Origin of the sequence: Paraburkholderia sp. BL18I3N2, assembly GCF_003001875.1 — a bacterium.
GTDB lineage: Bacteria > Pseudomonadota > Gammaproteobacteria > Burkholderiales > Burkholderiaceae > Paraburkholderia > Paraburkholderia phytofirmans.
Genome location: NZ_PVNC01000028.1, coordinates 15413 through 42221, shown reverse-complemented (window position 1 = coordinate 42221; position 26809 = coordinate 15413). Strand labels below are relative to the sequence as shown.

Here is a 26809-nt window from a genome sequence, read left to right as displayed (position 1 = left end):
CAGCGTTGAAGTTTTTTCGCCGCTGCCGGAGATGCGACCTCCCTGTTCAAACGAGCGATAGGGTCGGTAATCGGACCGCGAGGCGCGCCCCGCTCGCTGGCTGAGCAGTTGTGGATAAACGCGCTTCCGAGGGAGCCGCCAGGAGACCCCTGTGAACGCGCCAATCAATCGCAAGCGCCAGTTCGCCGAGCCACTTCTGCACCCCGTGCGCTTCGACCTCCGCGAAGTCCTGTCGGTCGACACCCGGCGCGCCCTTGTTAGAGCGGCACTGGGCGTACGCATGCGCCAGCACATCCTCACGATAGATCTTGTCGTACAGCGCGTAGAAGCGGTACCCAGCTTCTGCCTTCACTTTCGCGTGTAACGCCGTCTGCAGCTTCTGAACACGAATCGGAGTTGATAGGTTGCCCAACCTCCGCGTCCTCACTACGTATTGCGTCTGTCTTGAACTGAGGCCCCTTCCCTCCACCGGCATTACCCGCTTCACCGGTACTACGGGCCTCTCCGTCATCCCAAGGCGCCCGGCCTGTCCCTCACGGGTGTCCGGTTGGTCATCCCTGACCACGCCGAGGGACTTCCCGTGTTGCGTACGCTTTCCTTGTGTACATGCTGTCGCCACTACCCCGGCGCAGCGACTGGGCGTCCAGCCTGCTCATTCACCCAGTCGTATCAGCCTTCCCCGATAGGGTTGCCGGGTCGGCCTGCGCATCGTCCTTTTCGAGGTTTGCTCAGCGTTCACTCGCGTTACGGCCTGCACACTCGCGCTGTCACCAATTCGTGACACGCTTACCCGAAGGCTTCAGCCACTTCGTTACCTCCATGACTGCTCCGGTTGCTTCCGGGTGAAGCGGTTGCCGGGTGGGACTTGCACCCACTGGAAAGCGCCACCTTTTCACGGCGCACACCCCGAACGGACTTTCGGCCTGCTTAAGACCGAACGACCGAAGTCAGGCCGTTATCGCGCCAAGGGGAAACTCCCACCTACTTGCTGGGGTAAATGCCGGGGGCGCGCGTGACCGGCGATCTTCAGTTTCATGGATTCGTCGAGAGACGAGGCGGACACAAACCGAGGCAGTGATCGCTCGAATTCATGAGGGTGGTACTCTTGGGCATCCGATTCGCAACTTTGCGCTTTCTCTTCGCCGCTGCCCGCCGAGAGTAAATACACTTTGGAGAATGTTGATGGGAAAGAAATCGTTGTCTGTCGATGCCAGCGACTCGAATGAAACAACTGAACAGGCGTTGACGGCGTTAACAATACAGATCAAGGAGTTCATCCAGAACAGCTCGCTCGATAGCCGGTTTGCTGCGAAACTCGTAAGGCGGTTGAAGAAGGAAGCTGATGCCATTTTCGAAGGGGGCAATGCAACGAAAACTGGGCAGAAGGAGCTAAAGAACGCCTTCGACGCAGTCGACGCAGTGCTGCGTGATCATGATGCGGCATTGTTGGTCACGGCAAACGCGGCGCTGCGCGAGACGGACGACACGACTCGTAGTAAAAAGCCAGAGCAACGATCAACGCATGGTTGAGCAAGCCTCTGCCTGTCGAAAGCGTCCAGCTTCCTCAAGCCGGGAAGCGAAGTTTTTCCTTGGGGCGCAGGCTTGCTCAGTGCGGTGGCGAAAGGCGCCTGAAACCTTTCCACCGCTTCTTCAATGCCGGATGATCGGCGGCGACGCGTGAAGCAAGATAACCTCGCGCGAAGGCCGCACCCGGTGCCGCTTCGGGCGATGCTCGTGGCAGCAGCTTCAGAAGCTGGTCGGCGACAACGGCATCGTTTCGCCAGCCGAGATCATCCTGGAGTGCGGCCAATGCATCGACATAATGCCGGACGGCACGCCTCGCAAACAGCGACGCGAAGAACTCGGTCGCGTATCGAACTTTCTTCGCCGCAATGCGGGCGCGATGGCGACGGTGATCGTCGAGATCGGCGAGCCGCTTGCCACGTTTGATAAGTTGCCCGTGCCGGCGGCGCACGACTTCCGCGGCGAACTGCCCGACGGGCCTGCCAATCCGCTGGCGCTGCTTGTCGGACATCCCGTCTTGCCATCCCTTTCGGTCCAACGAGACCGCGAGTTGGAGAACCAGCCGGGTATAGCGAACCGACTCGACTGCGGCTGCCGCCCGCTGCCGCTTGTTGACGGCGATCTGCTCGCACGCCTGCCGGACAGGCAGGATTTCGTCCGCGTTCCCGTTTGCCGCCGCATGTTCAAGCGTCGATCCCGCAAGCACTTCCCAATCACGCGCGGCGCCGAGCTCCGATGCAATCCAGCGCAGTTCCTCGTCGAGGCCGGAATAAGCCGGAATCACCTTTGCAAACAGGTCGAGGGCCGAGCGCAGCCGGCGGAGCCCCGCGCGCATCTGATGGACGCTCGACGGATCGTGGCCAGAAACGACGCCACGTTCGTTCGCGTGGACCTGATCCAGACAGTTGCGCGCGATACTGCAGAACGCGTCCTCGACCGAATCACGCTTGGTCAGATGCACCGGTTGGGCCTTGACCGCGTCGCTGTGCTCCGCCACGAGCAGTTCGTAGCCGAGATCGGCCTTGCTGAGGTGGTCGATGCGTAGCGGCACGGTTTCCAGCAACTCGAGCGCGACACCGAACAGGCTCTCCGCCTGGCCGTGTTTCAGCTCCAGTTCCAGAGCCGCGATCGGCACCGAGCCAGAGTCAGCGTCGATGGTCCCCTCGTCGAGTGCAACGTCGAGTTGGTCTCCAGACGGTAAGCGCAGCGGAATAGTGGATCGCTTGATCCGCGTGACAAATACGGGCTGCAAGCGGGCGGCAGCAGCCTCGTCACGGATCAACCTGCCGCAGTCGGTATCAGCGGGCATCTGGTCCTGCAGCAGTTTCAGATCGGGCGTGTCGCTATCGACCGGCATCTCGAACTCGTCCCTGTCGAACAGGCCCGCCTGCACCGATCCTTCCAGTTTCAACGTCTGAAGTCGCTCGTTGCCCACGGCACGCACGCGCAGCGAAGCCTTGCACCAGTGGAAGGCAAGCTCGGGCGTATCGAAATACGTGCTTGTTAATAGCTGGGAGGCATGGGCCGCGCTTTTCGATTGCGCAAGCAAGGGCGCTCTACGCAATTTGTCGAAATCTTCGATCGGGACTCGCAGCTTTAACTCTCGTTCCATACCGCCTCCGATTTCCCTACCTGACTATCAGGCTACACCGAAACCGCTGGATTGCACGTCGGGGGCCGGCTCGCTGGCGAGCGCGATGCGTGACTCTCGATGCCAGACGTCGCGCATCGTCTTCAACGAGAACCGAACGCTGCGCTTACCTGGACCGCGGTCCGGGGTAAAGCCGCCGTTCGAACGTCTGTGCGGATGGTTGGGCCAAAGGCCGAAACTGGCCGAATTCACATATTCGCCTCCATAGGACTGACACCGCGCGCGCGGCCGGGCCTTGGCTCGCACGAACTAGAACAGTATTGTTGTTGCGTCAGCGGCCACCGAGCCACCTGGTAATCGCAGCCGAATGCCTGCCACACGCCTTGGCCACACCCAACGCGAGAATTCTTCCGGTTAGTGCCTACAATAAGCTGGCACCAGTGTGCAACCAATTCTGGTTACGGAGGCGGACGTGATTCACATCGCAAATGCAGCGGCTTCAGCGACGGTGAAGGAAATCCGCGAGTCCCGGTTCTTCCAAAATTTTGCGTCGGTTCTTGTTGGCGCGATGTTAGCAATTGGTTCAGTGCAGGCTCAGTCCACTTCGTTCGACTCGTTCGCCGTCCCCTCCGGCAGCGCACCGCACGATGTCGCGCCAGAGCCTGGCGGCGCCGTCTGGTACACCGCGCAGGCGCAAGGCGAAGTCGGAAGGCTGGACCCGCACAGCGGCAAGACGGAGCGGGTCCCGCTCGGCAACGGATCGGCGCCGCACGGCGTGATCGTCGGTCCGGATGGAGCAGCGTGGATTACCGACGGCGGGCTGAACGCGATCGTCCGCGTCGATTCGAAGACACTCGCTGTCGCGCGCTTCCCGTTGCCCAAAGACCGACAGAACGCCAACCTGAACACGGCCGTTTTTGACAAACGCGGGCACCTGTGGTTTACCGGACAAGGCGGAATCTATGGTGAGCTTGACCCAGCAAGCGGCAGCATGCGCGTGTTTGATGCGCCGCGCGGGCCGGGTGCCTATGGAATCTGTGTCACCCCTGACGGCAGCTTGTACTTCGCTTCACTAGCTGGCAGCTACCTCGGCCGCATCGATCCGCAGAGCGGCGCGGCGCAAGTCATCGAGCCGCCAACACCAGAACAGGGAGCGCGCCGGGTATGGTCCGATTCAAAAGGACGCGTCTGGATCAGCGAGTGGAACGCAGGAAAGGTGGGAGTGTTCGACGCGGCGGCGCATCGGTGGCGCGAATGGAAACTGCCGGGCTCCGATCCGCATGTGTATGCGATATTCGTCGACGACAAGGACATCGTCTGGCTCAGCGAATGGAGCGCTAACGCGCTGGTGCGCTTCGACCCACAAACGGAACGGTTCGAGATGTTTGCGCTGCCGCGCCCACACGCGAACGTACGCCAGATGATGGGCCGGCCGGGAGAAGTCTGGCTGTCCGAGTCTGGTACGGATCACTTGCTGCGCTACCGGTCCGGCGCAGCGGTTGTCGGCAGCAAGTGACGCCCCAGCGACCGTTACCGTCTCCAGGCAACTCCATGACAGAGGATTCCGATCCCGATGCCGATCCAGACAAACTGAAGGGCCCCCTGGTGGCATGACGCTGCGGCAAATCCACGAACAGGGGCAAAAATCCGTTCAGCGGGACCATGAGGCACGAGCCACGCTCGGGTTAAGGCACAACAGAGGACAGAGCTGCCGCCGGGGATCGTGGAGGCTGGTTGGTTTAAGTTGATAACGGCACGCTAGCGTAGAGTTTGAGCCCGGCCGTGCGCGCTTCGCCTGTCATGCAACGCGCGCCACCCGCCAAGAGGTAACTCAGGCGATGACCTTCTGCTCTGCGGCAGCCTGCTCGCGCATGCGACGGGCTTCGTCGCGCAGGAACTGCTGGTAATCGTCCAGATCCCCGTCAAAGGGCTCGACGCTGCCCTTGGTGACCAGCCAGAACTCGTCACATACGGCGCGCAGCAGGGCCCGGTCGTGACTGACCAGCATCACCGTGCCTTCGAATTCGTTGAGCGCCATGGCTAGCGCTTCGCGTGTGGCCAGGTCGAGGTGATTGGTGGGCTCATCGAGCAGCAGAAGGTTGGGACGCTGCCACACGATCATGCACAACACGAGCCGCGCCTTTTCGCCGCCGCTCATCGTGCCAACCGCCTGATGGACCATGTCGCCACTGAAGCTGAAGGTGCCGAGGAAGGTGCGAAGCGATTGTTCGGTTCCACTCTGGCCGGGGGCGCGCATTTGAACCGGCGTGTCCCTGGCAAGGCGGATCATGTGTTCCATCGGCGTGTCGAGCGGGCGCAGCACGTCGAGTTCCTGCTGGGCGAAGTAGCCGATGTTCAGGCCTTTGCCTTCGCTGATTTCGCCGGCAATCGGCGTAAGCGCGTGCGCCACCGTCTTCACCAGCGTGGACTTGCCCTGGCCGTTGGCACCGAGAATGCCGATGCGCTGCCCGGCCAGCACGGAACGGTTGATGCCCCGCACGATGACCGTGGGCTGTGTGCCCGGCAGTGCGCCGGTCGGCGCGGGGTAGCCGAAGCTCGTGTCCAGCATCGACAACAGCGGGTTCGGGACGTTGAGGGGCTCCTTGAACTCGAAGTTGAACTCGGCATCGGCAAGCACCGGTGCGATCTTCTCCATGCGTTCGAGCGCCTTGACCCGGCTCTGCGCCTGTTTCGCCTTCGAGGCTTTGGCCTTGAAGCGGTCGATGAATTTCTGCAGGTGAGCGATCTTGTCCGTCTGCCTCGCTACCGCGGCCTGCTGCAACACGAGCTGCTCGGCACGCATGTCTTCGAACTTGCTGTAGTTGCCGCCATAACGCACAAGCGTGGCGTTGTCGACGTGCACTGTCACCTGCGTCACCGCGTCAAGGAATTCGCGGTCGTGGCTGATCACTACGAGCGTTCCCTGGTAGCGCCTGAGCCAGGCTTCCAGCCAGACAAGCGCGTCGAGATCGAGGTGATTGGTGGGCTCGTCGAGCAGCAGCAGGTCGGACGGACACATGAGCGCGCGCGCCAGTTGCAGTCGCATGCGCCAGCCGCCGGAGAAGCTGTCGACCCGCTGGCTAAGCTGCGCAGCACTGAAACCAAGGCCCAGGATCAGCGCTTGAGCACGCGCGGGGGCATCGTGTGCACCGGCGTCGTGCAGAGCCATGTAGGCGTGTGCCATGCGCATGCCATCGTCGCTGGCCTCAGCGGCGGCTACTTCGGCCTGCGCGGCCAGCAGCCCGGTGTCACCCTCGACTACGAAGTCTGTCGCACTCTGCCCGGTCTCCGGCATCTCCTGCGCGACCTGGCCCATCTTCCACGCAGCGGGAATCGAGAACTCGCCGCTGTCTTCGTGCAGCGTGCCGTTGAGAAGGCCGAAGAAGGACGATTTACCGGCGCCATTGCGGCCGACAAGACCAATTTTTTCGCCAGGGGTGAAGGTGACGGACGCGCGGTCGAGTACGACATTAACGCCGCGGCGCAGCGTGAGATTACGGACGGAGATCATAAGAAGCTACTTCGTAGAGGATTAGCATGATAGTCGACCGGGTGTGCAGGGACTGTCTCTTTTCTGATCCGCTTGCGCTTTGCGACGCCCACCGGCAACAAGGTGAGACAGGCCATGGTGCACCGGACGTTCCAGCTGCGGGGCCAGCGAACTTAGCGGTGGTGACGGATCTCGGTCGAAAAGCGCGGTTCAGCCATTGCGCAAGCGCGGCTGGCGGTCGGCAAACTGTCGCGCAGCCGCGCCCCGATCTTGGATTTCGGTTTGCTCAGATATCTCGAGGGCATCGTCGACCTCAATCCCGAGATATCGAACAGTGCTTTCCAATTTGCTGTGACCAAGCAGGAGTTGAACGGCTCTAAGGTTCTTCATACGCTTGTAAATCAAGGTGGCCTTCGTCCGGCGCATCGTGTGCGTGCCGTAAGCGACCGGATCAAGACCGACTGCAGCGACGCACTGGTGAACCATCCTGGCGTATTGTCGCGTCGAAATGTGCGGCGAGCGAGAAAGCCGACTCGGGAATAGGTACTGATCGGACCTCAGCTTGGCTTTCTCAATCCATGCAGCAACGGCAGTGCGAGCCGGCGCCCTGACCTCAAACTGCACGGGCCGTTTGGTCTTGCTCTGCATTATCATCGCACGCGGCAGTACCTGATTTCCGTGAGTCACGTCGCGGACATGCAGGTTGACGGGATCGCAACCGCGCAGCTTGCTGTCGATCGCAAGATTGAATAACGCAAGATCGCGAACCGCATGCGCGTTCTGCAGGTGAATCCGGATTGCCCAGACGTCTTTTGGCTTCAACGGCGGCTTCTGACCGATCAGCTTGTCCTTGTTCCAAGGCTCCCGGTTTTGAATGCTTCCCATGACAGACTCCCCTTGAGTTGATGGGAGATATATTGTCTGCCGTTATTTTTCCGCCATACCGGGTCCCGTCCCGTCTTCTTACCCGAATCGGCCGTTGCCGACGCTCAGTTACCGACCCTGAGCAGGCGGCTGCACGCTGCCAACCGGCCGTTCGCCGGAGCCGGATCCGCAGCGGCGACTCTCACATCCGCGAACGCGTGCTGTCGACCCGTTGCCGCTGGTCAGGTCGTCGACAATCCACCGGCAGATATGCAGAGTTTCGCTCTCACCGTCGCTCGGACACTCAGACGTCGGATCCCACCCAACTATCGGCCATTAATTCGGAAGGTACGGGGGGCGCTGACGTGCAGGCGATCGCCACTGTACTCCGCGCAAGCGCATGTTGCGCTTTTGCGACAAGCAACAAAAAATTCAAGTGCGCCACGATTGAGTACGTTCGCGAGTATACGGGCCCGCAGTCATGCCAATATTTTCCTTGTAAATCAACCAATTACGCATTTCATTTTGGTCCTCTCCTAGGTACCATAAAAATAGATTCAGATTAGTTGCTGGACGATGTCCGTAAAAATGCCCGCTTCGCGGGCTTTTTGTTTTTGGAGGTCCCTGGAAGATGCTCGTATCCCATCATAAGGTGACATCGAATGAGTACGTTTTCGAGTACATGAAAGTTCGACCTCCTGGAAACGTACTCACCGCTCGCATGCCACCTTTCCCTTCCCGATAGACTGGCACCACACACGGGGCCAGGTTTGTCCGCTTGTCCTCCACCACTACGCCGCATGGCCCACACCGTGCGTTGCAAGACATCGCTGACGAACTGCTGCGCCGGCCTGGGAATCTCGGCGATGCGTGCCTTTATCCCGTCGCGACTGTAGTCTTCGAGCACTCCTGACTGTTGCTACGTCGCGGCGAACGGCCAATGTCTTGCGCCGTTTTTTTTGGCCCAGATCGGATTCCTTGTGGTTTCATTGATGTCACTTGACGCCAAGGATAAGCGAACCTGTCACAACGTTCTGTTATTCTCGCCTGTCGTTCCGGCCGCTCGGGAGAATCGCCATGCGCTGGTTAGCATCGCTTATAGTGACCGTCCTGTGTACGTGTTCCGCGCTGGCTGAACCGGCCGCTTTTAACGCAGGGGTAATCCGGCTCACGGGAGTGGGCGAGGCTGCCTCTTTCGACACGGTGATCTTTTACCCTACGCATGAACGTGAGGTTCCGTGGCAAGCGGGCCTGTTTACTGTTGAGGCGACGCGCAATGCCTCGCCTGTACCGAATGGCCGCTTCCCCGTTGTATTGATTTCACACGGACGAGGCGGCGGCCCCTTCAGCCATCGTGAATTGGCCGCAACTCTGGCTCGTGCCGGATTTATCGTCGTCTTGCCGACGCATGCTGGTGACGCTTCAGGCTATCCCCGAGTGCTATCCCAAGCCCAGATTCTGATCGATCGCCCCCGACAGGCGGAGGCCGCGCTCAATGCAGTCCTCACAGATCCACGGTTTTCGGCGAGCGCCGATGTCGACCGAATTGGAGTGATCGGATACTCGGCAGGTGGCTACACTGCGCTGATTCTGGCGGGAGCGAAACCCGACTTTGCGTACGCCAGTGCGTACTGCGCGAACCACGATGATCCGGGATCATGTCCGCGTTCAGCATCCGGCAATGGTACGAACGGCGCCCAAGGTAAAACGGCCGTACCCGCTGAACTGGTAGCCTGGCAACCGCCCGTTGATCGCCGCCTGAAGGCCTTGGTGCTGATGGATCCGCTGGCCATGATGTTTGAGGGATCTGGCTTGTCCGCTGTACGCATACCGACGATGCTCTATCGACCGCAGGACGACAGCTATCTTGGTTCTGCGAGAAACGCTCTTGCCGTTGTGTCAGGCTTGCCCGCACCGCCTGCAGTCCACATCGTGCCAGGCAACCACTTCGTTTTCATTGATCCTTGTCCGGCCTCGGTCGTAGCCAGTGTGGCACTGATCTGCCGGGATGCGCCCGGGATCGATCGTGTGGAGATTCATCGCCAGATCGACAATCAGGTAGTGGAGTTCCTGCGGACAAATTTATAACTCGCCCGGTCGGTCAGGTCCGCCCCAGGGGCGCCTCAACATAGTCGCCTAGTCGCGCTGGTTTGCGCGCCAGCGACCGTGTCTGCGAACAGCCAGCGCTCGCAACCGCGGACGAACGGCCAGTCCACAGCCCGAGCACAGCAATTCTGCCGCTTCCCTCGCCATGCCGGCCTCGACAATCAAGGCGTCTTGTGCCCCTCGTTAAGCCAAGGTTTGGGCGCGCATTTCGACGAGATCCCCCCCTTTCTCACCTTGGGCGGAATCACTGGCGGTGACATGCGATCGAATTGAGCACCTGGGCGATTACACTATGCAAAGGACGCTCGCGAAATTCGATGGCAGCCGTTGTGCATCACAACGGCTAGTCGAGCGAATCACGACGTTCAACCAATCTTTAGCTCCTGCAACTGCGTCCACAGCGTCTGCGCGACGGGCCCGTGGACGGCGTGCCGCCGGCGCGCCGCGTAGTGCTTGAGCGCTGCGCCGCGCAGATTCCGTCCCTCCAGCGACACCAGCCGATGCTCCATCAGATCGTCTGCAACCAGATGAGAGGGCATGTGGCCCCACGCGAGCCCTTGCACAATCAGTTCGCGCTTCATCAACTGGTCAGGTACGGTACAGGTCGGCGCGCCTTCAATCAGATAGTAACTGGCGGCCGAGGGCTGCCTGCTTGTGTCACGAATGACGCACTGAACGTAGGGCCTCAGGTCATCAATCGTGATGGATCCGTCAAGACGCGGCTTGATGAACCCCGGCGCGGCGACCGGCATGAGGCGAACCTCGAAAAGTTCGATGGCTTCGATCTCAGGCGACGGTTTGTCGAGGTGATGAAAGAACAGGTCACACTCGCCATCTCGTAGCCGTTCCCACGGACCGCTGATGGCCTCGAATAATAAGGTCAGGCGCGTGCCGGCACTGGTCTCAAAGAACCGCCTCAGCGAACCCAACGTTTCGGGCAATGGACACAGGTCCCCGACGACCACACGCAACTCGGCTTCCTGTCCTGCGGCGAGCTGGGCCGCTTCGCGCCGCAGACTCTCGTATTGACCAAGAAAGACTGTCGCGCGAGAGCGAAACGCCGCGCCTTGCGCTGTCAGCGAGACCCGATATGCTGTTCTGTCCAGCAATACCATACCTACCTGCGCTTCCAGCGCTGCCACAGCCGCGTGGACCGTTGGGTGCGTCCGGTTCAGGCGCGCCGCGGCCGCCGCAAAGCTCCCCTCGCTCACTAACGCCTCGAAGCATTGCAACTGGAATAGCGTAGGTTCATTCATTGTCGTGTGATGCTTCAGTGTCTGTCGAAACTAAGTAATTTTTATAGATCAAGATCGATCCTACCATTGGCACTCCAACTGGGGAGATCGGCATGAAAGCTGTCATGCGTAATGGATTCGGTGGTCCCGAAGTGCTGAAAGTTGTCGAGGTGCCAGAGCCGTCAGTGAAACCAGGCTGCATCCTGGTTCGCGTCCGCGCCTTTGGGCTGAACCGGGCTGAACTTTATATGCGGCAAGGGCTGTGGGGGGCCGTTGCTGAAATCAGCGGGATCGAATGCGTTGGGACCGTTGTATCGGACACGACTGGGGTGCACCGTGAGGGGCAGACGGTGATGGCATTGATGGGGGGGATGGGACGAACAATCAACGGCAGCTATGCCGAGTATGTCGCGGCACCTGCCTCCAACGTTGTCGCAATCGAAACGACGCTCGGCTGGGACATTCTCGCTGCGCTCCCGGAAACCTATGCGGTCGGCTGGACCTGCCTCCACCGGAATCTGGAATTGAAAGCCGGACAGCGACTGGTCGTGCGCGGAGGTACCTCGGCCCTCGGGCAGGCAGCCATCGACATAGCGCGTGAACTTGGTGCCGATGTGATCGCGACCACCCGTCGATCAGGCAATGAAACACTGCTGCGTTCGCTGGGCGCCGCGCACGTCGTGACGACAACTGGCGATCTGCTTGCCGCGTCTGATTGGCCAGGCGGCAAGGCCGACGCCGTTCTAGATCTTGTCGGGAACAGTACGGTTCTCGATTCGTTGCGCGCCACGCGCCGGGGCGGTCGCGTGTGCCTAGCAGGGTTTCTCGGAGGACTTGCTCCCCTTACAGGGTTCAACCCGCTTGGCCAGATGCCGAGCGGCGTGCACATGAGTTTTTTTGGTAGTTTTGATTTCGGGATCCCGGAATTCCCGTTGTCGGACGTGCCTATGCAGCAAATCGTGGACTTTGCGGCAATGAATCAGTATCGAGGCCGCCCGACACGTGTATTCAGTCTGAGCGATGTACCGATGGCTCACCAACTGATGGAGCGCAATGAGGCGAAAGGCAAGTTCGTCGTAGTAATCTAGCCGGTTGACGAAAACGAACCGACCGGGGGACTTGATCCACAAGCGAGCTTCGGCGCAAGGATGGGCGACAACTTGTCCTGGGGCGACTTCGGACATTCAGCATGTAGCCCGGCAACATCAACCACGCCGTCGGGCAATAAGTCGATGCACCCGCCTGCCGGAAGAGAGGTTCACCGCTTCGTCGTCGAACAGGAATTCTGCATCGCCAAGACCTGCCATGACCCACGCGGCGTCGAACTCAGCAAAGAGTCGGCCAGCGGCACCGCGAGTGGACGCCGTTTCTGCGACTCGCCAGCTCAAATACAGCGTTCCCGCCGGCCTGAGAATTTCGAACAGACGCGCACAGGCTGGGGTAATCTCATCCGGTGGCAAATGCATGATGACGGTTTCGCACAGGACGTTGTCATACGTCTCCCTGCCGATCGCGTCCAGCGCCGGAAGCGCGGCGCGCTTGAAAACCACCGACGGAAAATCGGTCGCGGCTTGTTCAAGTAGTCCTTCGGTCGCGTCGTAGCCAACGCTGGGAAAGCCGCGATCGTTTAGCCATGCAACGTCGCGGCCCGCGCCGCAACCGATGTCTGCAGTTTTACCGCCTGGGGTGAAGTAGCGATGCAACAGCGCGCACATGTCGGTCGGCGGGGGCTGGTTGCGCCACTTAGCCGCAAATTGACGCGCGCCTGTCGTGTAGGCTTCGATGGTCTGTTCGTCCATGACTAATGCCGCTGATCAACTGGTGACGATTTCGGCCGGACGAATGGCTACCGGCTTGCCGAGCGTCCGCGCAAAGGGTGATGTTTTCAGTGCCTAACGAACCAGCGCGTGATGCGCCGGGGACGATGCTGTCGCGAAGTGGCGGGACACGTCAAACCCAGTTTGGCGGATTTTGCCGGTCAATGGCCATTTTGCATTGTGACGGTTGCGAGTGTGGTACCCGCACGTTCGGCAGCGATGTCACTGGACATGCGTATGCATGCCGCGAGCGCGCTTTCCAGCAGTTCGTGCGGTCGCATGCCCGCGCTCCCATTTTTGCGATCCGGGAACACAAGACTGTACGCGTTACTCAGTCGGACGCAATGTGGCTCGCCCAGTCGCGTTGCCGTGATCGTGATGGTCTCCAGTTGAGAAATACAGGTAGTTTCGGCGCACGCAGTGTGCCGGGGAATGCACGTCAATATCCCCCGGTATGGCTCTTGGGAGGCTTCGCCGCACTCAACAATCAGGGTTAGCACTGACGGCGCGTTCCTGGAGCGAAGCGGTAGGTCGGGAGCCGTCGCTGACGAAGGATAATATGGACTGCAGTAGTCCGCGGCATCTTCAAACCTCGGCATTTTCACGAATGCGGAAAACCGCTACCAGTTCCCGCAGCGTGCTCGATTGCGAAGCCATCGATTGCGCGGCAGCCGACGCTTCCTCGACCAAGGCCGCGTTCTGCTGTGTGACTTCATCCATCTGTCCGATTGCCCGGTTCACCAGGTCGATGCCCGTGTGCTGTTCACCGGAAGCCGCACTTATCTCACCCATGAGATCAGTTACGCGTCTGACGGACTGCACTACGTCGTCCATCGTGCGGCCCGCTTCTTCGACCAGTCTGGAACCGCTCGACACGTGCTCTACCGAAGCGCCAATGAGATCCTTGATCTCTTTCGCCGCCGCGCTGCGTTGTGCGAGCGTGCGCACTTCGCCTGCCACGGCCGCAAATCCGCGGCCCTGTTCTCCCGCCCGCGCCGCTTCGATATCTTCGTTGCCAACACGGCATGCGACGCAGATCGATCATCGCGTCCAGACCGCTACGAAAGAAATCAGGCGTGCTCATTGGCGACCACTTCGAAACTCCCAAAATTTCTATCAGTTCGATATCCGTTCCGGGAGTTCTATTACCCGCCAACTAACTGCATCGCCAAGCCAGGCTGAGTCTATCGAGGCGGCGCGGCCCTGCCGGTCACATTTGGCGCGCGTGGATCGGGGTTCATATACAGGCTCGTGCCGTTTGCCCTCATGTTGTTGAGCGCCGGCCCCGAGCCGATGCCGCTTGTGGCGCCGGCCGACGTTCCCACTCCCGGCATTGGACTGGTGGGGCCGGCCCCGGCACCCACGCTCGTTCCCGCCGCGGCGCCAGCGCCGCTCATGCCGCCGCCGGCGTTGCCTGGCTGCTGAGCATAAGCAACGCCCGCCGTACTGATCATCAGCGCCGCCACGAGCGCCGACATCGACACCCCGATACTGCTCGTTCCGATCTTCATAGCCCCAACTCCATCACATCGTTGAATTACCCGAGCGCGACCCTGCGCAGCGGACCGCTCAAAACGTATGACGTCGTGCGCGCTGCTTTGTTCAATCGAAATGCTTGCCCTTGGTACATTGACGCTAACCCGTCAGCTCAGCAACATACATCAGGCGTAGAAACGTTTGTTCACCATGCGTAACGCTTCTGCCCAGCGTGCGCGTAGTGATGCTGCATGGAGGCGCCGCGCGTAATGCATGGATCAAATACCTGCCTACGTCCGTGCGGCAAATCATGAAAGAGCGACGTGAAGCAGTCGAGATGTACCAGGCGAGCAGAAAAGCGTTCTTGAGAACATCCGAGGGTTGTCCTGGGCCAGAAGGATGCATCTTTCTGACGCCTTCCGTGACGCGGTGGCCGTCCTGAAAGCTTGAAGCGGAATTCGTTTCGCAGTTGATTGCTGCCCCCGTTGTCACGCGGGCGATACGTAAGCGACACGCACTGCCGGAACGCGCGGCACTCGCTTCAACTGGAACCGCATCGATAACGGACATCGGATTACGGGGAAGTTACGTTGTCTGGTCTACGCAATTGTCGGCAAACGTCACCCTTGAGGTCGCGCGCGGCGCAGTGCGCTGCTATGCTTCGGCGATCCGCCCCGTTCCGTTGCGCGACCGGATAAGGGAGGCGTCTGAACTCCCGCTTCACCGCCTCGCACGCATTGCATTGTTACGCCGCGTTGCGTTTCCCGCATGCGAAGCTCGCCAATCATGTCCATCGATCATCTCTTTTGCTTGGCGACCTCGTATCGTGACGAGAGGCGTCTTGACCTCGCCGAAAGCCATTGCCGACAGGCTATCTGTCTTGATCAAGGTCACTGGGGCGCATGCTTCGGCCTTGCACAGTTGATAATTCGCAAAGTTCAATTCGTCGAAGCAATCGGCTAGCTTACGGGGCTGCTTAAAGGAACCGCTTATTGAATCGTGGTGATCCCAATTCGATCTCTTCAACGAACGCCTCGATGAACCTGACCGGATACGCTTGGCGCAAGTGGCAACGCCCGAGGGCGCAGGATGTGGAAATGCGAGCGTCACTCGCTTCAAGAGCGAATGGGCGCGCCGCCACTTGTGACGATCTGTCCTCCAACACATAGCCCATGCCACGGACTGTGTGCAGAAGCTTTCTCTCAAACGGGTCGTCGATTTTCGCACGCAAGCGTCCGATCGCAACCTCCACTATATTCGTGCCGCTGTCAAAGCTCATGTCCCACACTTGGGAGATCACGAACGCCCGAGTCAGCACCTCCCTCTGATGTTCGGCAAGAAGGTTCAACAGAGCAACTCCTCAGCCGTCAATTCTATCCGCACGTTGCCGCGCCGCACATGTCGCCTGATCACGTCGACTTCCATAACGGCGACTAGCAGACTAGTCGCCGATGACTGCACCCGTCTTCGCAGCAGCGCGCGAGTCCGGGCCAATAGCTCGGCGTAGGCAAACGGCTTGGACAGGTATTCTTCAGCTCCGCACTTGAGCTCGACGACTCTATCCTCGGCCGTTTCCCGCGCTGTCAACAGCATTAACGGCGTGTGCTGTTGTGCACGTATGCGCCTGAGCACCTCGAGCCCATTTAATTCAGGCAGCATGCTCATTTCACTTGCCCGGACGTGCCACCCATGCTCTGCGGTATCCGACAGGCGCCGAACGCCACAACGGCCCGCGTTCTCCGCATCGGCGGTGGCCGTGGTGACAGAAAAGAAAATCCCCCGGCAGGCGCAAGGCGGTCAACTGACGGTCTGCCGCTCGACCACACTGCCCGTCGCGCGCCGATCAGCGAGCCAATGCGACAGACGGTCGAACCACAGATGCACGACTGGCGTGGTGAACAGCGTCAGCATCTGCGAAACGATCAGTCCGCCGACAATCGCTATGCCAAGCGGCACGCGCAGTTCGGCGCCCGCGCCATGCCCGAGCGCAAGCGGCAACGCGCCGAACAGCGCGGCGAGCGTCGTCATCATGATCGGGCGGAAGCGCAGCACACAGGCCTGCCGGATCGCTTCTCGCGGCGACAGACCCTGCTCGCGCTCGGCCACGAGTGCGAAGTCGATCATCATGATCGCGTTCTTCTTCACGATACCGATCAGCAGGATGATGCCGATCATTCCCATGATCGACAGATCCTGACCGCACAGCATTAACGCAAGCAAGGCGCCCACGCCCGCCGAGGGCAGCGTCGAAATGATCGTGAGCGGGTGAATCGCACTTTCGTACAGGATGCCGAGAATCAGATACACCACCACGAGCGCCGCGGCGATCAGATACGGTTCGCTGGCAAGCGACGCCTGGAACGCCTGCGCGGTACCCTGAAATGAACCCGTCAGGCTATCGGGCTTGCCGGCGGCGAGTTCGGCCTGATGGATCGCCGTGACCGCATTGCCAAGCGACTGCCCCGGCGCCAGATTGAACGAAATCGTCACGGCGGGGAAAAGCCCCTGGTGATTGATCGAAATCGGCGACACATTGTTCTCGATCCTGGCGAGCGTGTCGAGCGGCACCAGTTCGCCCGTGAGCGGCGAACGCACGTAGAGATGCGCGAGTGCGTCGGTCGTCAACTGGAGGTGGGGATCGACTTCCTCGACCACGTGGTACTGATTCAGCTGCGTGAAGAGCGTCGCAATCTGCCGCTGGCCGAATGCATCGTATAGCGTGTCGTCGATGGCTTGCGCCGTGATGCCGAAACGCGAAGCGGTGCTGCGATCGATCATGAGTGTCGCGCTGGTAGCGGCGCCCTGCTGGTCGGACGTGACGTCGGCCAGTTGCCGCAGCTTCGACAGGCGATCGGTCAGTACGCCCGCCCAGTGATTCAACTCGTTGATGTCAGGGTCCTGCAACGTGTACTGATACTGCGCGGCGCTGATACGGCCGCCCACCTGAATATCCTGCCGGACCTGCATCGACAACGAGATGCCCATGACCTTCGCCAACTGCGGCTTTAAACGATTGAGCACCCGCGCAGCACTGTCCTTGCGCTGAGCGAACGGTTTCAGGTTGATCATGACGCGCCCCTGGCTCACGGTCGGGTTAGGACCCATCCAGTAGTAAACGTTGTCGACGGCGGGGTCGGCCTCGATGATATGGCCAACCCGCTGCATCTTCTGGGACATCGAGCGGGGCGAAATATCCGGCGCGGCCTGGGCGACGCCCATGATGAGACCGGAGTCCTCCTGCGGGAAAAATCCCTTGGGGATCGCGACGAACAACGCGCCGGTGGCGACGATCGTCGCCACCGTGACAGCCAGCATCAGCTTCTGGCGGTCCAGCACCCAATCGAGGCCGCGCTCGTAGCGCCGCTCTACTGCGCTAAAGACGGCTTCAAGCCATGCTTCGAGCCTGCGCATCCGGCCGTCGCCACCCGGCTCGGGCAAACGGATCAGCCAGCCGCACAGCATCGGCGTAACGGTCAGCGATACCAGCGCCGACATCACTATCGCGGCGCTCACCGTCACTGCGAATTCGCGGAACAGCCGGCCGACGATGCCGCCCATCAACAGGATCGGGATGAACACGGCGATCAGCGAGATGGTCATCGAAATGATCGTGAAGCGCACTTCCATCGCGCCAAGCAAGGCGGCCTTCATTCTCGGCACGCCCTCCTCGATATGCCGCATGACGTTTTCGATCACGACGATCGCATCGTCCACCACGAAGCCTACCGCGATGGTCAAGCCCATCAGCGACAGATTGTCGAGGCTATATCCGAGCAGATACATGACGCCGAACGTGGCGACCAGCGACAGCGGAATCGTCAGGCTCGGAATGATGGTCGCCCACAGGTTGCGCAGAAACGAGAAGATGACCATCACGACAAGTGCGATCGTCAGCATCAGCGTGAACTGCACGTCGTGCACTGACGCGCTGATGGTTTGCGTGCGATCGCCCACCACATGCAGATGCGCGGCCGCAGGCAGCATCGCTTCGAGCGCGGGCAGCTTCGCCGTGATGTTGGCGATCGTCTGCACGACGTTATAGCCCGGCTGCTTGTGAACATCGAGGATGATCGCGCGTTCGTGCTGAAGCCATGCTGCCTGCTGGTTGTCCTCGGCGGCGTTCAGCACGGTGCCGAGATCGGACACGCGAATCGGCGCGCCGTTCTTGTACGCGACCACCAGATCGCGATACTGCGAGGCGGTCGTGATCTGGTCGGTCGCGTTGAAGATCACCGAGCGATCCGGGCCGTTCAGGCTGCCCTTCGGTGCATTGACCGTCTGCACGCCGACGATCGAGCGCACATCTTCCAATGTCAGGCCGCGCGCGGTGAGCTTGTCGGGGTCGAGCTGAATACGCACTGCGGGCCGCTGCTGGCCGTGGAAATCAACGAGACCGACGCCAGGCATCTGCGAGATCTGTTGCGTGAGATAGTCTTCGGCGTAGCTGTCGAGCTGCGTGAGCGTGAGCGATGGCGAAGTCAGCGCCAGCGACAGCAACGTGAAGTCGGCGGGGTTGACCTTCTGATAGGTCGGCGGGTTCGGCAGATTCTTCGGCAGCATGCCGCCGGCTGCGTTGATCGCCGTCTGCACATCCTGCGCCGCGCCATCGATGTCGCGCGAGAGATCGAATTGCACGGCAATGCTGGTGTTGCCGAGCGAGCTCGACGACGTCATCTGCGTCACGCCCGCAATCAGCGAAAGTTGCCGCTCCAGTGGCGTCGCCACCGAAGTCGCCATAGTTTCCGCGCTGGCACCAGGCAGTTGCGCAACGATCTGGATGGTCGGAAAGTCGACCTGCGGTAGCGGCGCGACCGGCAGCAGAAAATACGCCACCGCGCCGATCAGCAGCACCGCGATCGCCAGAAAACTTGTCGCGATGCGCCGCTTGATGAACAATTCCATGAGGCTCATGACGGATTGTCCTGATTAGCCTGGCTGTCTGCCGGGTTGGCATTGGGCGGCGCTTCGGCACTGGCGGGAACCGCGGTCGCCGCCACATGCACACCCGGGTTCAACCGGCTTTGTCCATCGAACACCACCAGATCCGTGCGCGCGATGCCGCTGCGAATCTCCGTCATACCGTTGACGGTGACGCCGGTTTGCACGGGGCGCATCTGCGCCGTACCGTTTGCGGTGATCACATAAAGTTGCGTGCCGTTCTGCGTGTTCACCACCGCCCGGCTCGGCACAGCGAGCCGCTGCGTATCGGTGCGCACCAGCACGCGCGCATTTACCAGTTCGCCGGGCCACAGCTTGCGGTCCTCGTTGGTGAATGAAGCCTTGAGCCTGATCTGGCCGGTCGTGGGGTCGACCGTGCTGTCGATAAACACCAGCGTGCCGTCGGCGAGCGGCGTGCTGCCGGAACGCGTGGTCACGTTCACCGCCAGCGGCGCTTTCGCCTGATTCGCGAGCAGTTCGGGCAGCACGTCCTGCGGCACGGAGAACAGCACGGTGATCGGCTCCATCTGCGTAACGGTCACGATACCGGTCGTGTCGGCCGGATGCACTATCGCGCCGATGTCGGCCTCGCGTGCGCCGACGCGGCCGGTGAACGGCGCCGCGAGCGCGGTGAAGCTCAGTTGCAACCGGTCGCGCTGAACCAGCGCGGCGTCCGCTGCGACCGTCGCGGCGAGGGCCTCGACTTGCGCCTTCGCGGTGTCTACCGCCTGAGTCGTCGCCCCGCCGATGCCGACCAGTTGGGAGTAGCGCGCGAGATCGAGCCGCGCGTTATCGAGCGATGCCTGGTCCTTGCGCTGCGCCGCTTCCGCCTGGTGCAACTGGGCAGTGAGCGGTCCCTGATCGAGTTGTGCGAGCAACTGGCCGGCTTTCACGTCCTGTCCTTCGGTGAAGGCGACGCGCTGCAATTGCCCATCGACACGCACCTTGACGTCCACGGAATTGAGCGCGAGCACCGTGCCCACCGTGGCAACGCGAATCGGAAAGTCGCGGCTCACCGGATGACCGACGTTGACCGGCACGGCGGTCGCCGCCTTGACCGCCGGGTGCCGCGGCCAGAACCACACCGCCAACATCGCGACAAGGACGGCGAACGCCAGGATGAGCGGCGCGCGGCCGCGTCCGCGGGGCGCCTCGTGGTTCGGAAGGTCTGCAGATTTCATGAGCGGGATGACGTAGAGGTGGAGGCGGTGCTGCTATCACTATCGTCGGTCACGCCGAAGCCGCCGCCGAACGCGCGAAACAGGCTCACGGACGCTTGCAGGCGCGCGAGCCGCGCCTGCACCAGCGTGTCTTCGGACTGATACAGCGTGCGTTGCGCGTCGAGCACGGTCAGAAAGTCGACGGTGCCGAGCTTGTACTGGGCTTGCGCGAGCGCGGCGGCTTTGCGGGCGGCGTCGGCAGCGTCCTGGTCAGCGACTTCCGCGAGCTGCTGCTGTTGCGCCGCCGTGAGCGAGTCCTCCACGTCCTGCAGCGCGGTTATGACGGCTTGCCGGTAATCCGCGACGCCCTTCGCTTCGACCGCCTGGCTAGCGTGCAACTGGCCACGCAGCGCGCCGCCGTCGAAGATTGGCGCCGCCAGCGAGGTGGCGAGACTGGCGAACGGGCTCGACAGGAAATGCGACAGCGACTTGCTGCTCAGCCCGCCGTCCGCGGTCAGTACGATGTTCGGCAGAAAGGCCGCGCGCGCCGCGCCGACACTCTGATTCGCCGACTGCAACTGCGCTTCCCGCGAACGGATGTCGGGGCGCGTTTCCAGCAGGCTCGCGGGCAAATTCGGGCGCGGCTGGGGAATCGGGATGTCGGCAAGCGTGGCGTCGCTGACGGTGAAGTGTTCAGGCGCGGTGCCCGCCAGCACCGCAAGCGCATGGATGTTGGTATCGAGCTGCTGCTGCAGCGCCGGCACGGCCGCCTGGAAGGTGGCGAGCGCGTTGCGCTGCTGCTGCACCTGCAATTCGGTCGCGACGCCCGCCTGCTGTTGCGCGAGCAGCAGTTGCAGAATGTGCGCGGCATCGTCGGAAATGGAACGCGCAATCGCGAGCCGGCGGCGCAGACTCTGCACCTGAAAATAGGTGTCGGTGACCGATGCGGTCAGCGTCAGCGCCACCGTGTCGCAATCGAACCCGGAGGCGCGCGCGAGCAGGTCGGCGGCGCTGGCGTTGGCGGCGTTGAAGCCCCAGAAGTCCACCTCGTAACTGGCTTCGGCGAAGAGGCTCTGGGTTTTCGTGGTCGAGCCACGTCCCTGGTGGCTGCGATAGAAGGTGGCGCCGAGCGATAGCGACGGATACTGCGGCGCACCGGCTCTCTCGGCGTTGCCGCGCGCCTGTTCGACGCTCGCAATCGCGGACGCCAGCGTGAAGTTGTTGCGCAGGCTGCGATCGACCAGCGCGTCGAGCGCGGGATCGTGATACTCGCGCCACCAGCCGCTTCTGACGGGCACGGTAGCGGCGAGCGACCCACCGGCCGCCCCATCGAAGGATTGCGCCAGCGGCGCGCCCGGCCGTTGATAGGCAGACACAAGCGAACACCCGGCCAGCAACGCGAGGCCGAGCGCACATAAGGCGGCGCGCAGGCACGATAAGCGCGCAGGTGGACTGACGGCGCGCGAAAGCGGCTCCCAACGGGACAGTCCTGACATTGGAGAACGCTCCGGCAACTAGAAGTGTCGCCAGATTAGCCAGCGGGTCCTGTCGGCGCTTTCGCCCATTGATTAAAAAAATTTAATGCGGCGCAACATGCCGCGTCGGCGCGCCTGAGCCGGGGCTTACAAGGCTTTCCGCGTGTCAGGGCGCCGGGTTCAACATGTATCCCGCGCCGACCACCGTATGAATCAGCGCCCGCGGGAAATCGCGGTCCACCTTCGCCCGCAGCCGATGCATGTGCATATCGATGATATTGCCGCGCGGCTCGAAATCGTAATTCCATGCGGCCTCGAGCAGCATGCTGCGCGTCACCACCTGCCCCTCGCGGCGCAACAAACATTCGAGCAGCAGGAATTCGCGGTGCTGCAGGCGCAAATCGCGACCGCCGCGGTTTGCGGTCCGCGCCCGCGTGTCGAGTACCAGATCCGCGCATTCGAGCCGCTCGCTCATCCTGCTGCGATCGGCCCGCCGCGCGAGCGCCTCGATTCTTGCCAGCGCTTCGACGAACGCATATGGCTTCACGAGATAGTCGTCGCAACCCGCACGAATCGCCTCCACACGTTCGTTCAGGCCGCCGACCGCCGACAGCATCAGCACCGGCGTCGTATTCCCACCGGCGCGCAACTGCTGGACGAGGACCGTGCCGGAAAGCGCCGGCAAGCGCCGATCAGTCACGATCACGTCGTAGATACCCTCGCGCGCATAGGCGAGCCCGGTCGCGCCGTCGGCCACCGTGTCGACAATCAGACCGCTCTCGCTCAGGCCGCGCGCCAGGAATTGGCTGGCGCGCCTATCGTCTTCGATCAGCAGGATTCGCATGCGCTGCGGCTTACGTTTGATGGGCTTACATTAAAATTTTTTCATGTTGGCGCGAAACGCCTGCACGGCTTCACACGGCATACTACTCACGTCGTAGGTACGAGCCTAGTGTAAATCGGCCGGCCAGCGCAGGTGCGACGCTCGCTCATTTCTGGAAAAAGGCATGTTGAACGTATTGGTCGTCGAGGACGACGAGCAGACTCTCGCAGAGATCGTTGAAGCGCTCACCGATCACGGCTGCAGGGTCGAAACCGCGAGTACTGGCCGCGACGGTTTGATGTTCGCGGTCGCCAACAGTTACGACGCCATCGTGCTCGATCGCATGTTGCCGGGCGGCCTCGAAGGGCTCGGCATGCTGTCGGCGTTGCGCAGCGCCGGCGTGCTCACGCCGGTGCTGATCCTGAGCGCGCTGTCGGCGGTCGACGAGCGTGTGCGCGGGTTGCGCGCCGGCGGCGACGATTATCTGACCAAGCCGTTCGAGTTCATCGAACTGACCGCGCGCCTCGATGCGTTGATGCGCCGTCGCGAGGCGGCGCCCGGTGTCCAGGAGTACCTGGTTGGCCCGTTGCGTCTGGACCCGCTCAAACGCGAAGTGACCTGCGCCGGCCGCCCGGTACCGCTGCTGCCGCGCGAGTACCGGCTGCTCGAATATCTGATGCAGCACCAGGGCCAGGTGGTGAGCCGCACTATGCTGTTCGAAGCGGTATGGGACTACCGGCTCGACGAGCGGACCAACGTGATCGACGTGCACATCAGCCGTCTCAGAAAGAAGCTCGACCCGGACGGCACGGCTCCGATGATCGATACCGTGCGCGGTTCGGGGTACATGCTCCATGCGCCTGACTGAACTGCACCGCACCACCGGCTATCGCCTCGCCACGCTGTTTCTGGTGTTGTTCGGCGTGATCGCGTTGCTGCTGTTCGGTTACCTGTACCGCGAGATCACTGGCTTCGAACAGGAACGCATCGACGACTGGCTGCTTCGCGAGCATGCACAGTTGAAACGCGAAGCGCCGGATGAACTGGTCGCGCGATTCGAACATCAAAACCAGTTCGATCCGCGCCACCAGCGCCCGTTCGGCCTGTTCGAAGCCAGCGGCAGACACCTTGCCGGCGGCTATGCGGGCGGTCAGCCGGCGATCCCGGTCTTTGACCAGCCGTTTTCGATGCGACTCGTCAATCTGCCGGGCCAACCGCCTGGCCGATGCATCGCTGCGCACGTGCCCGATAGCCGCATCGCTTTGCAATGCCAGAACACCCTCGAGCTCGACCACTTCGACGACGAACTGCTGCATGCGCTGCTCTCCACCGCGATGATCACGCTCGTGATCGGCCTGATCGGGGCGACCCTGATTGGCATCTCGGCGATGCGGCGGTTCGATGCGGTGACCGCTTCGATCGAGGAGATCATCGCCGGCAATCTCAGCAGGCGCTTGCCGGTGCATGCGAAACGCGACGACATAGACCGGCTGGTGGTCGTCGTGAACGGCATGCTCGACGAAATCGAACGCCTGATGAACGAGGTCAAAGGCGTGTGCGATGCGATTGCGCACGATCTGCGCACGCCGCTCACGCGAGTGCTCGGCGGACTCGAACGTGCGCAACGGCGCGCCAGAACCGAGGCAGAGTATCGCGCGGCCATTGATGAAACCATCGTGGAAACCAGCGGCTTGCTACGCACGTTCAACGCCCTGCTGCGCATTTCGGAGATCGAAAGTGGCGTGCGGCGCGCCGGCTTCGCCAGCGTCGACCTGGCCGCGGTGGCCGACGACGTGTTCGAATTCTACGAGCCGACCGCCGAAGACAGGCGGATTGGCTTCCGGCTGCAGCGCACCGTGTCCGGGCCGCTGGAGATCCGGGGCGATCCGAACCTGCTGTTCGAGGCGCTTGCGAATCTGGTCGAAAACGCCATCAAGTTCGCACCGGATGGCGGAGTCGTGCATATCACGCTGTGGCACGATACAAGAGGCAGCGGCGTCACTGTCAAGGACGATGGACCAGGCATCGCACGGGCCGAGCGCGCTGCCGTCCTACGCCGCTTCTATCGTGGCGAGGCGAGCCGTCGTGCCCCCGGCAGCGGCCTGGGGCTCAGTCTTGTCGCCGCCGTGGCCGGCATACACGGCATGACGCTGGAGTTCCACGACGCGGACGTCGGTTGCGAGATCAGTCTGTTCAAACCCGCGCAAAGTCAACTGGCAGATAGCCGATGATCGATCGGTAACTGCCGGTCATCGACCTCGCTCCTTAATGCTCTCCCAGGCCCAAGCCTTCATATAGCCCTGGATTGAGCCTTCGATAGGCTCCCGGGTTGTCACTGGTATCAGGCCCATGCCTGTGCTACTCGCCTGCAGGGAACGGCCTGCCCATTCCGCTCTTTTCGCCCGGGACGTCGCCAGAGGCAACCTTTAGTAGGCGAAGCTTGTGATATAGCGTCTTTTCGGCATGCCCTATTCGACGCTGGCTTCCGCGACGTTGCCGTTGTGACGCCGCGGCATCAGAAGCGGCAGGCGTTTGCCAAGCTCAACGCAGGTGAAGCCAAAAAAGGCGAGCATCGCAATCGTCATCGATATCTCACCCGGCATCTTCCCCGTGGCTGCAAACCCGACCGATCAGCGTGAGAAGAATGAATTAGACCGGCAGCGGGATGATGCGGATCCGGTATTCCATCAGCATCCACCAGCCTTCGGGTCGGAATCGGATTGCCTGTGGACAACTGCGCGGGCTCTTGTGCGGGCGTCGGCCGCGAACTGTTCTGAGTATGTGCGGATGTGGACAAAACATGTCTCCGCCCTTTGGCGCGCGGGGATCGCGTGGATGCGTCGGGTTTCGATGCAGATGTCGGCGCATGGGCCGACTGCGGCTCTTCGACCCAGCACGGGAAATTCAGGCAAAACTGAAAGCGGAAGACGCCGGGAGTAGCGTCGCGCAAGCCGGCGAGGCGTGAGCATGGTCAGCAATGTCTCCGTGAGGGTCGTTTGGATTGCGCGGCGGGCCTCGTGGATGCCGATAGGCAAGGCCCGTCAGCCGTCGTCGCGCCATCGGGCGATACATCCGACGGCAGCAACAGTTGATAATTTGCGTCAATCGTCGCGTCCCAGACGTGGCCTCCCGGAGTCCGCCATGAGTCATTGGCGACTGTGCCGGCCGGTTGCACCAGGCCGGTCGCTACGGCGCGCAGACTTTTCTGAAACTTGGAATTGCAGGACATAAAACAATTGACGTTAGCTTCTCTTGTCAAATAGCCGTCAGACAAGAAAACTTTTTTGAATAACGGAACGCAAATCGTGAATAAATACGTCGTTTGTTTTGCAATCGCCCTGTCAACGATGTCCACCGCATACGCGCAGGGAACCGTCCTTAAAGGAATGGACTTCGGTCCATTAGCCAAACTGGCCGGAACCTGGAGAACCGTTGCTGCCGGTGGCGTCGATGTGGCGCCCGGTCAAGTGGGTTCCAAAGTAGGTACAGGCAATCCCGCAGTGGAACCCTATTACGAACAGTTGACCTTTGAACCCGCAGCGGATGCAACGAACGCCAGCGATCAATACCTGGTGGCAATGGCTTACACGCTGCAGGTGTTCCGAAAAAGGGATAACAAACAGTTCCATGACCAACGCGGCTATCTGATTTACGACAAGAAGAACCAGACTGTCTATGACTCATTTTGTATTCCCCGGGCGGTCTGCGTTGTGGCGGAAGGAAAAGCCGGCGATAAGATGACTCTAACGTCAAAATCTCACGGGGTAGCTGAATCTCAGTACATGCTGAAGAACGACGCGACAAGTGTTTTCTCGATCACGTTCGACATGACGGGAGATACATTGAAATACGCGCAAAATACGCAATTACATGTGTACGGCAAGTCGTTCGCCCACGTTGACTCTAGCACCCTCAGCAAGGCAAACTAGTTCATCTCGCAAGTCCGCGTCTCGCCGCGACGCTGCCCAGGCAACGCGCGGTGGGCGATTGCACTGACAACTGCATAAAAATAACTTCATGTTCCGGCAGCTGAGTTTTTACGCTGCACGGGCTACATTGGCTCGTCCGCAAACTTTCTTAACTCACGAAGAATGGTGACCGGGCGCAGGCACGAAACGGCGACGGGTCGGAAGCTTCTTTCCGGATCTGCCAACTCTCAACATCGCATACATCCAATCGCCCGCCCCCCCGGCTATTGATCAATTGCGTCAGTCTGATCCGGTCACCGTCCGGCAGCAAGCTCGGCACCCCGAAAAACCGTCGACATAGCCGGACGAAGGCTCTCGGCTGCTGTCAACTAACGACAGGCC

18 protein-coding genes and 3 pseudogenes are annotated in these 26809 nt (G+C 61.3%); 7 read left to right on the top strand and 14 right to left on the bottom strand.

The genetic code is table 11. The features are described 5' to 3' along the window. Positions 1–46 precede the first annotated feature (46 nt). Positions 47–412 carry a hypothetical protein gene (locus B0G75_RS36650; RefSeq protein ID WP_258194164.1) on the bottom strand — a complete coding sequence of 122 codons (366 nt, stop codon included), beginning with the start codon at positions 410–412 and terminating at the stop codon, positions 47–49. Positions 413–1182: 770 nt separating this feature from the next. Here B0G75_RS36650 and B0G75_RS36645 point away from each other — a divergent pair. Then, the gene (locus B0G75_RS36645) at positions 1183–1530 is read left to right on the top strand and encodes a hypothetical protein (RefSeq protein WP_106314611.1); all 348 of its coding nucleotides are present in this window, start codon (positions 1183–1185) and stop codon (positions 1528–1530) included. A 76-nt stretch (positions 1531–1606) separates the two neighbouring features. Here B0G75_RS36645 and B0G75_RS36640 read toward each other — a convergent pair whose 3' ends face one another. Then, a complete protein-coding gene (locus B0G75_RS36640; protein WP_106314610.1) occupies positions 1607–3136 on the bottom strand; it encodes a CYTH and CHAD domain-containing protein in 1530 nt (509 codons plus the stop codon). 547 nt (positions 3137–3683) lie between these two features. Here B0G75_RS36640 and B0G75_RS36635 point away from each other — a divergent pair. Further along, positions 3684–4631, top strand: a complete 948-nt coding sequence (locus B0G75_RS36635; RefSeq protein ID WP_258194890.1) for a lyase — start codon at positions 3684–3686, stop codon at positions 4629–4631. A gap of 315 nt (positions 4632–4946) precedes the next feature. On the opposite strand, the gene B0G75_RS36630 is transcribed toward B0G75_RS36635, so the two are convergent. Next, positions 4947–6626, bottom strand: coding sequence for an ABC-F family ATP-binding cassette domain-containing protein (locus tag B0G75_RS36630; protein WP_106314608.1), 1680 nt, complete (start codon positions 6624–6626; stop codon positions 4947–4949). A 189-nt stretch (positions 6627–6815) separates the two neighbouring features. Then, the gene (locus B0G75_RS36625; protein WP_106314607.1) at positions 6816–7490 is read right to left on the bottom strand and encodes a tyrosine-type recombinase/integrase; all 675 of its coding nucleotides are present in this window, start codon (positions 7488–7490) and stop codon (positions 6816–6818) included. A gap of 1056 nt (positions 7491–8546) precedes the next feature. Between B0G75_RS36625 and B0G75_RS36620 the strand changes: the two genes are divergently transcribed. Then, entirely contained in the window at positions 8547–9557 is a 1011-nt protein-coding gene (locus B0G75_RS36620) for a dienelactone hydrolase family protein (protein WP_106314606.1), read from the top strand. Between the two features lie 383 nt (positions 9558–9940). Here the strand turns inward: B0G75_RS36620 and B0G75_RS36615 are convergent, their stop codons facing one another. Beyond that, positions 9941–10831 (bottom strand): LysR family transcriptional regulator, encoded by an 891-nt coding sequence (locus B0G75_RS36615; RefSeq protein WP_106314605.1) that lies wholly within the window; start codon positions 10829–10831, stop codon positions 9941–9943. A 92-nt stretch (positions 10832–10923) separates the two neighbouring features. Here B0G75_RS36615 and B0G75_RS36610 point away from each other — a divergent pair, with 92 nt between their 5' ends. Then, positions 10924–11898, top strand: coding sequence for a zinc-binding dehydrogenase (locus tag B0G75_RS36610; protein ID WP_106314604.1), 975 nt, complete (start codon positions 10924–10926; stop codon positions 11896–11898). A gap of 117 nt (positions 11899–12015) precedes the next feature. Here the strand turns inward: B0G75_RS36610 and B0G75_RS36605 are convergent, their stop codons facing one another. The 8 genes and pseudogenes from B0G75_RS36605 to B0G75_RS36565 all read right to left on the bottom strand — a co-directional run bounded on the left by B0G75_RS36605 (position 12016) and on the right by B0G75_RS36565 (position 22520). After that, positions 12016–12609, bottom strand: a complete 594-nt coding sequence (locus B0G75_RS36605; RefSeq protein ID WP_106314603.1) for a bifunctional 2-polyprenyl-6-hydroxyphenol methylase/3-demethylubiquinol 3-O-methyltransferase UbiG — start codon at positions 12607–12609, stop codon at positions 12016–12018. Between the two features lie 603 nt (positions 12610–13212). Next, positions 13213–13641: pseudogene (locus B0G75_RS36595) on the bottom strand (methyl-accepting chemotaxis protein); the annotation flags it as partial. 170 nt (positions 13642–13811) lie between these two features. Continuing rightward, a complete protein-coding gene (locus B0G75_RS36590) occupies positions 13812–14138 on the bottom strand; it encodes a hypothetical protein (protein WP_181309433.1) in 327 nt (108 codons plus the stop codon). A gap of 1112 nt (positions 14139–15250) precedes the next feature. Continuing rightward, positions 15251–15762, bottom strand: a pseudogene (locus tag B0G75_RS36585) (winged helix-turn-helix domain-containing protein); the annotation flags it as partial. Positions 15763–15900: 138 nt separating this feature from the next. After that, positions 15901–19014 (bottom strand): efflux RND transporter permease subunit, encoded by a 3114-nt coding sequence (locus tag B0G75_RS36580; RefSeq protein ID WP_106314602.1) that lies wholly within the window; start codon positions 19012–19014, stop codon positions 15901–15903. Then, positions 19011–20222, bottom strand: a complete 1212-nt coding sequence (locus tag B0G75_RS36575) for an efflux RND transporter periplasmic adaptor subunit (RefSeq protein WP_106314601.1) — start codon at positions 20220–20222, stop codon at positions 19011–19013. The genes B0G75_RS36580 and B0G75_RS36575 overlap by 4 nt, the downstream gene beginning before the upstream one ends. After that, positions 20219–21697 carry an efflux transporter outer membrane subunit gene (locus B0G75_RS36570; RefSeq protein ID WP_106314600.1) on the bottom strand — a complete coding sequence of 493 codons (1479 nt, stop codon included), beginning with the start codon at positions 21695–21697 and terminating at the stop codon, positions 20219–20221. Before B0G75_RS36570 ends, B0G75_RS36575 begins: the two co-directional genes overlap by 4 nt. A 145-nt stretch (positions 21698–21842) precedes the next feature. Further along, positions 21843–22520 carry a response regulator transcription factor gene (locus tag B0G75_RS36565; RefSeq protein ID WP_106314599.1) on the bottom strand — a complete coding sequence of 226 codons (678 nt, stop codon included), beginning with the start codon at positions 22518–22520 and terminating at the stop codon, positions 21843–21845. Positions 22521–22683: 163 nt separating this feature from the next. Here B0G75_RS36565 and B0G75_RS36560 point away from each other — a divergent pair, with 163 nt between their 5' ends. Both B0G75_RS36560 and B0G75_RS36555 read left to right on the top strand, forming a co-directional pair. Next, the gene (locus B0G75_RS36560; RefSeq protein ID WP_106285942.1) at positions 22684–23367 is read left to right on the top strand and encodes a response regulator transcription factor; all 684 of its coding nucleotides are present in this window, start codon (positions 22684–22686) and stop codon (positions 23365–23367) included. Beyond that, positions 23354–24730, top strand: a complete 1377-nt coding sequence (locus B0G75_RS36555) for a HAMP domain-containing sensor histidine kinase (protein ID WP_106314598.1) — start codon at positions 23354–23356, stop codon at positions 24728–24730. Before B0G75_RS36560 ends, B0G75_RS36555 begins: the two co-directional genes overlap by 14 nt. A 285-nt stretch (positions 24731–25015) precedes the next feature. On the opposite strand, the pseudogene B0G75_RS36545 reads toward B0G75_RS36555, so the two are convergent. After that, positions 25016–25296 (bottom strand): annotated as a pseudogene (locus tag B0G75_RS36545) (2-hydroxycarboxylate transporter family protein); the annotation flags it as partial. Between the two features lie 508 nt (positions 25297–25804). On the opposite strand from B0G75_RS36545, the gene B0G75_RS36540 reads away from it, so the two are divergent. Beyond that, positions 25805–26428, top strand: coding sequence for a heme-binding beta-barrel domain-containing protein (locus B0G75_RS36540; RefSeq protein ID WP_106314597.1), 624 nt, complete (start codon positions 25805–25807; stop codon positions 26426–26428). Positions 26429–26809 lie beyond the last annotated feature (381 nt).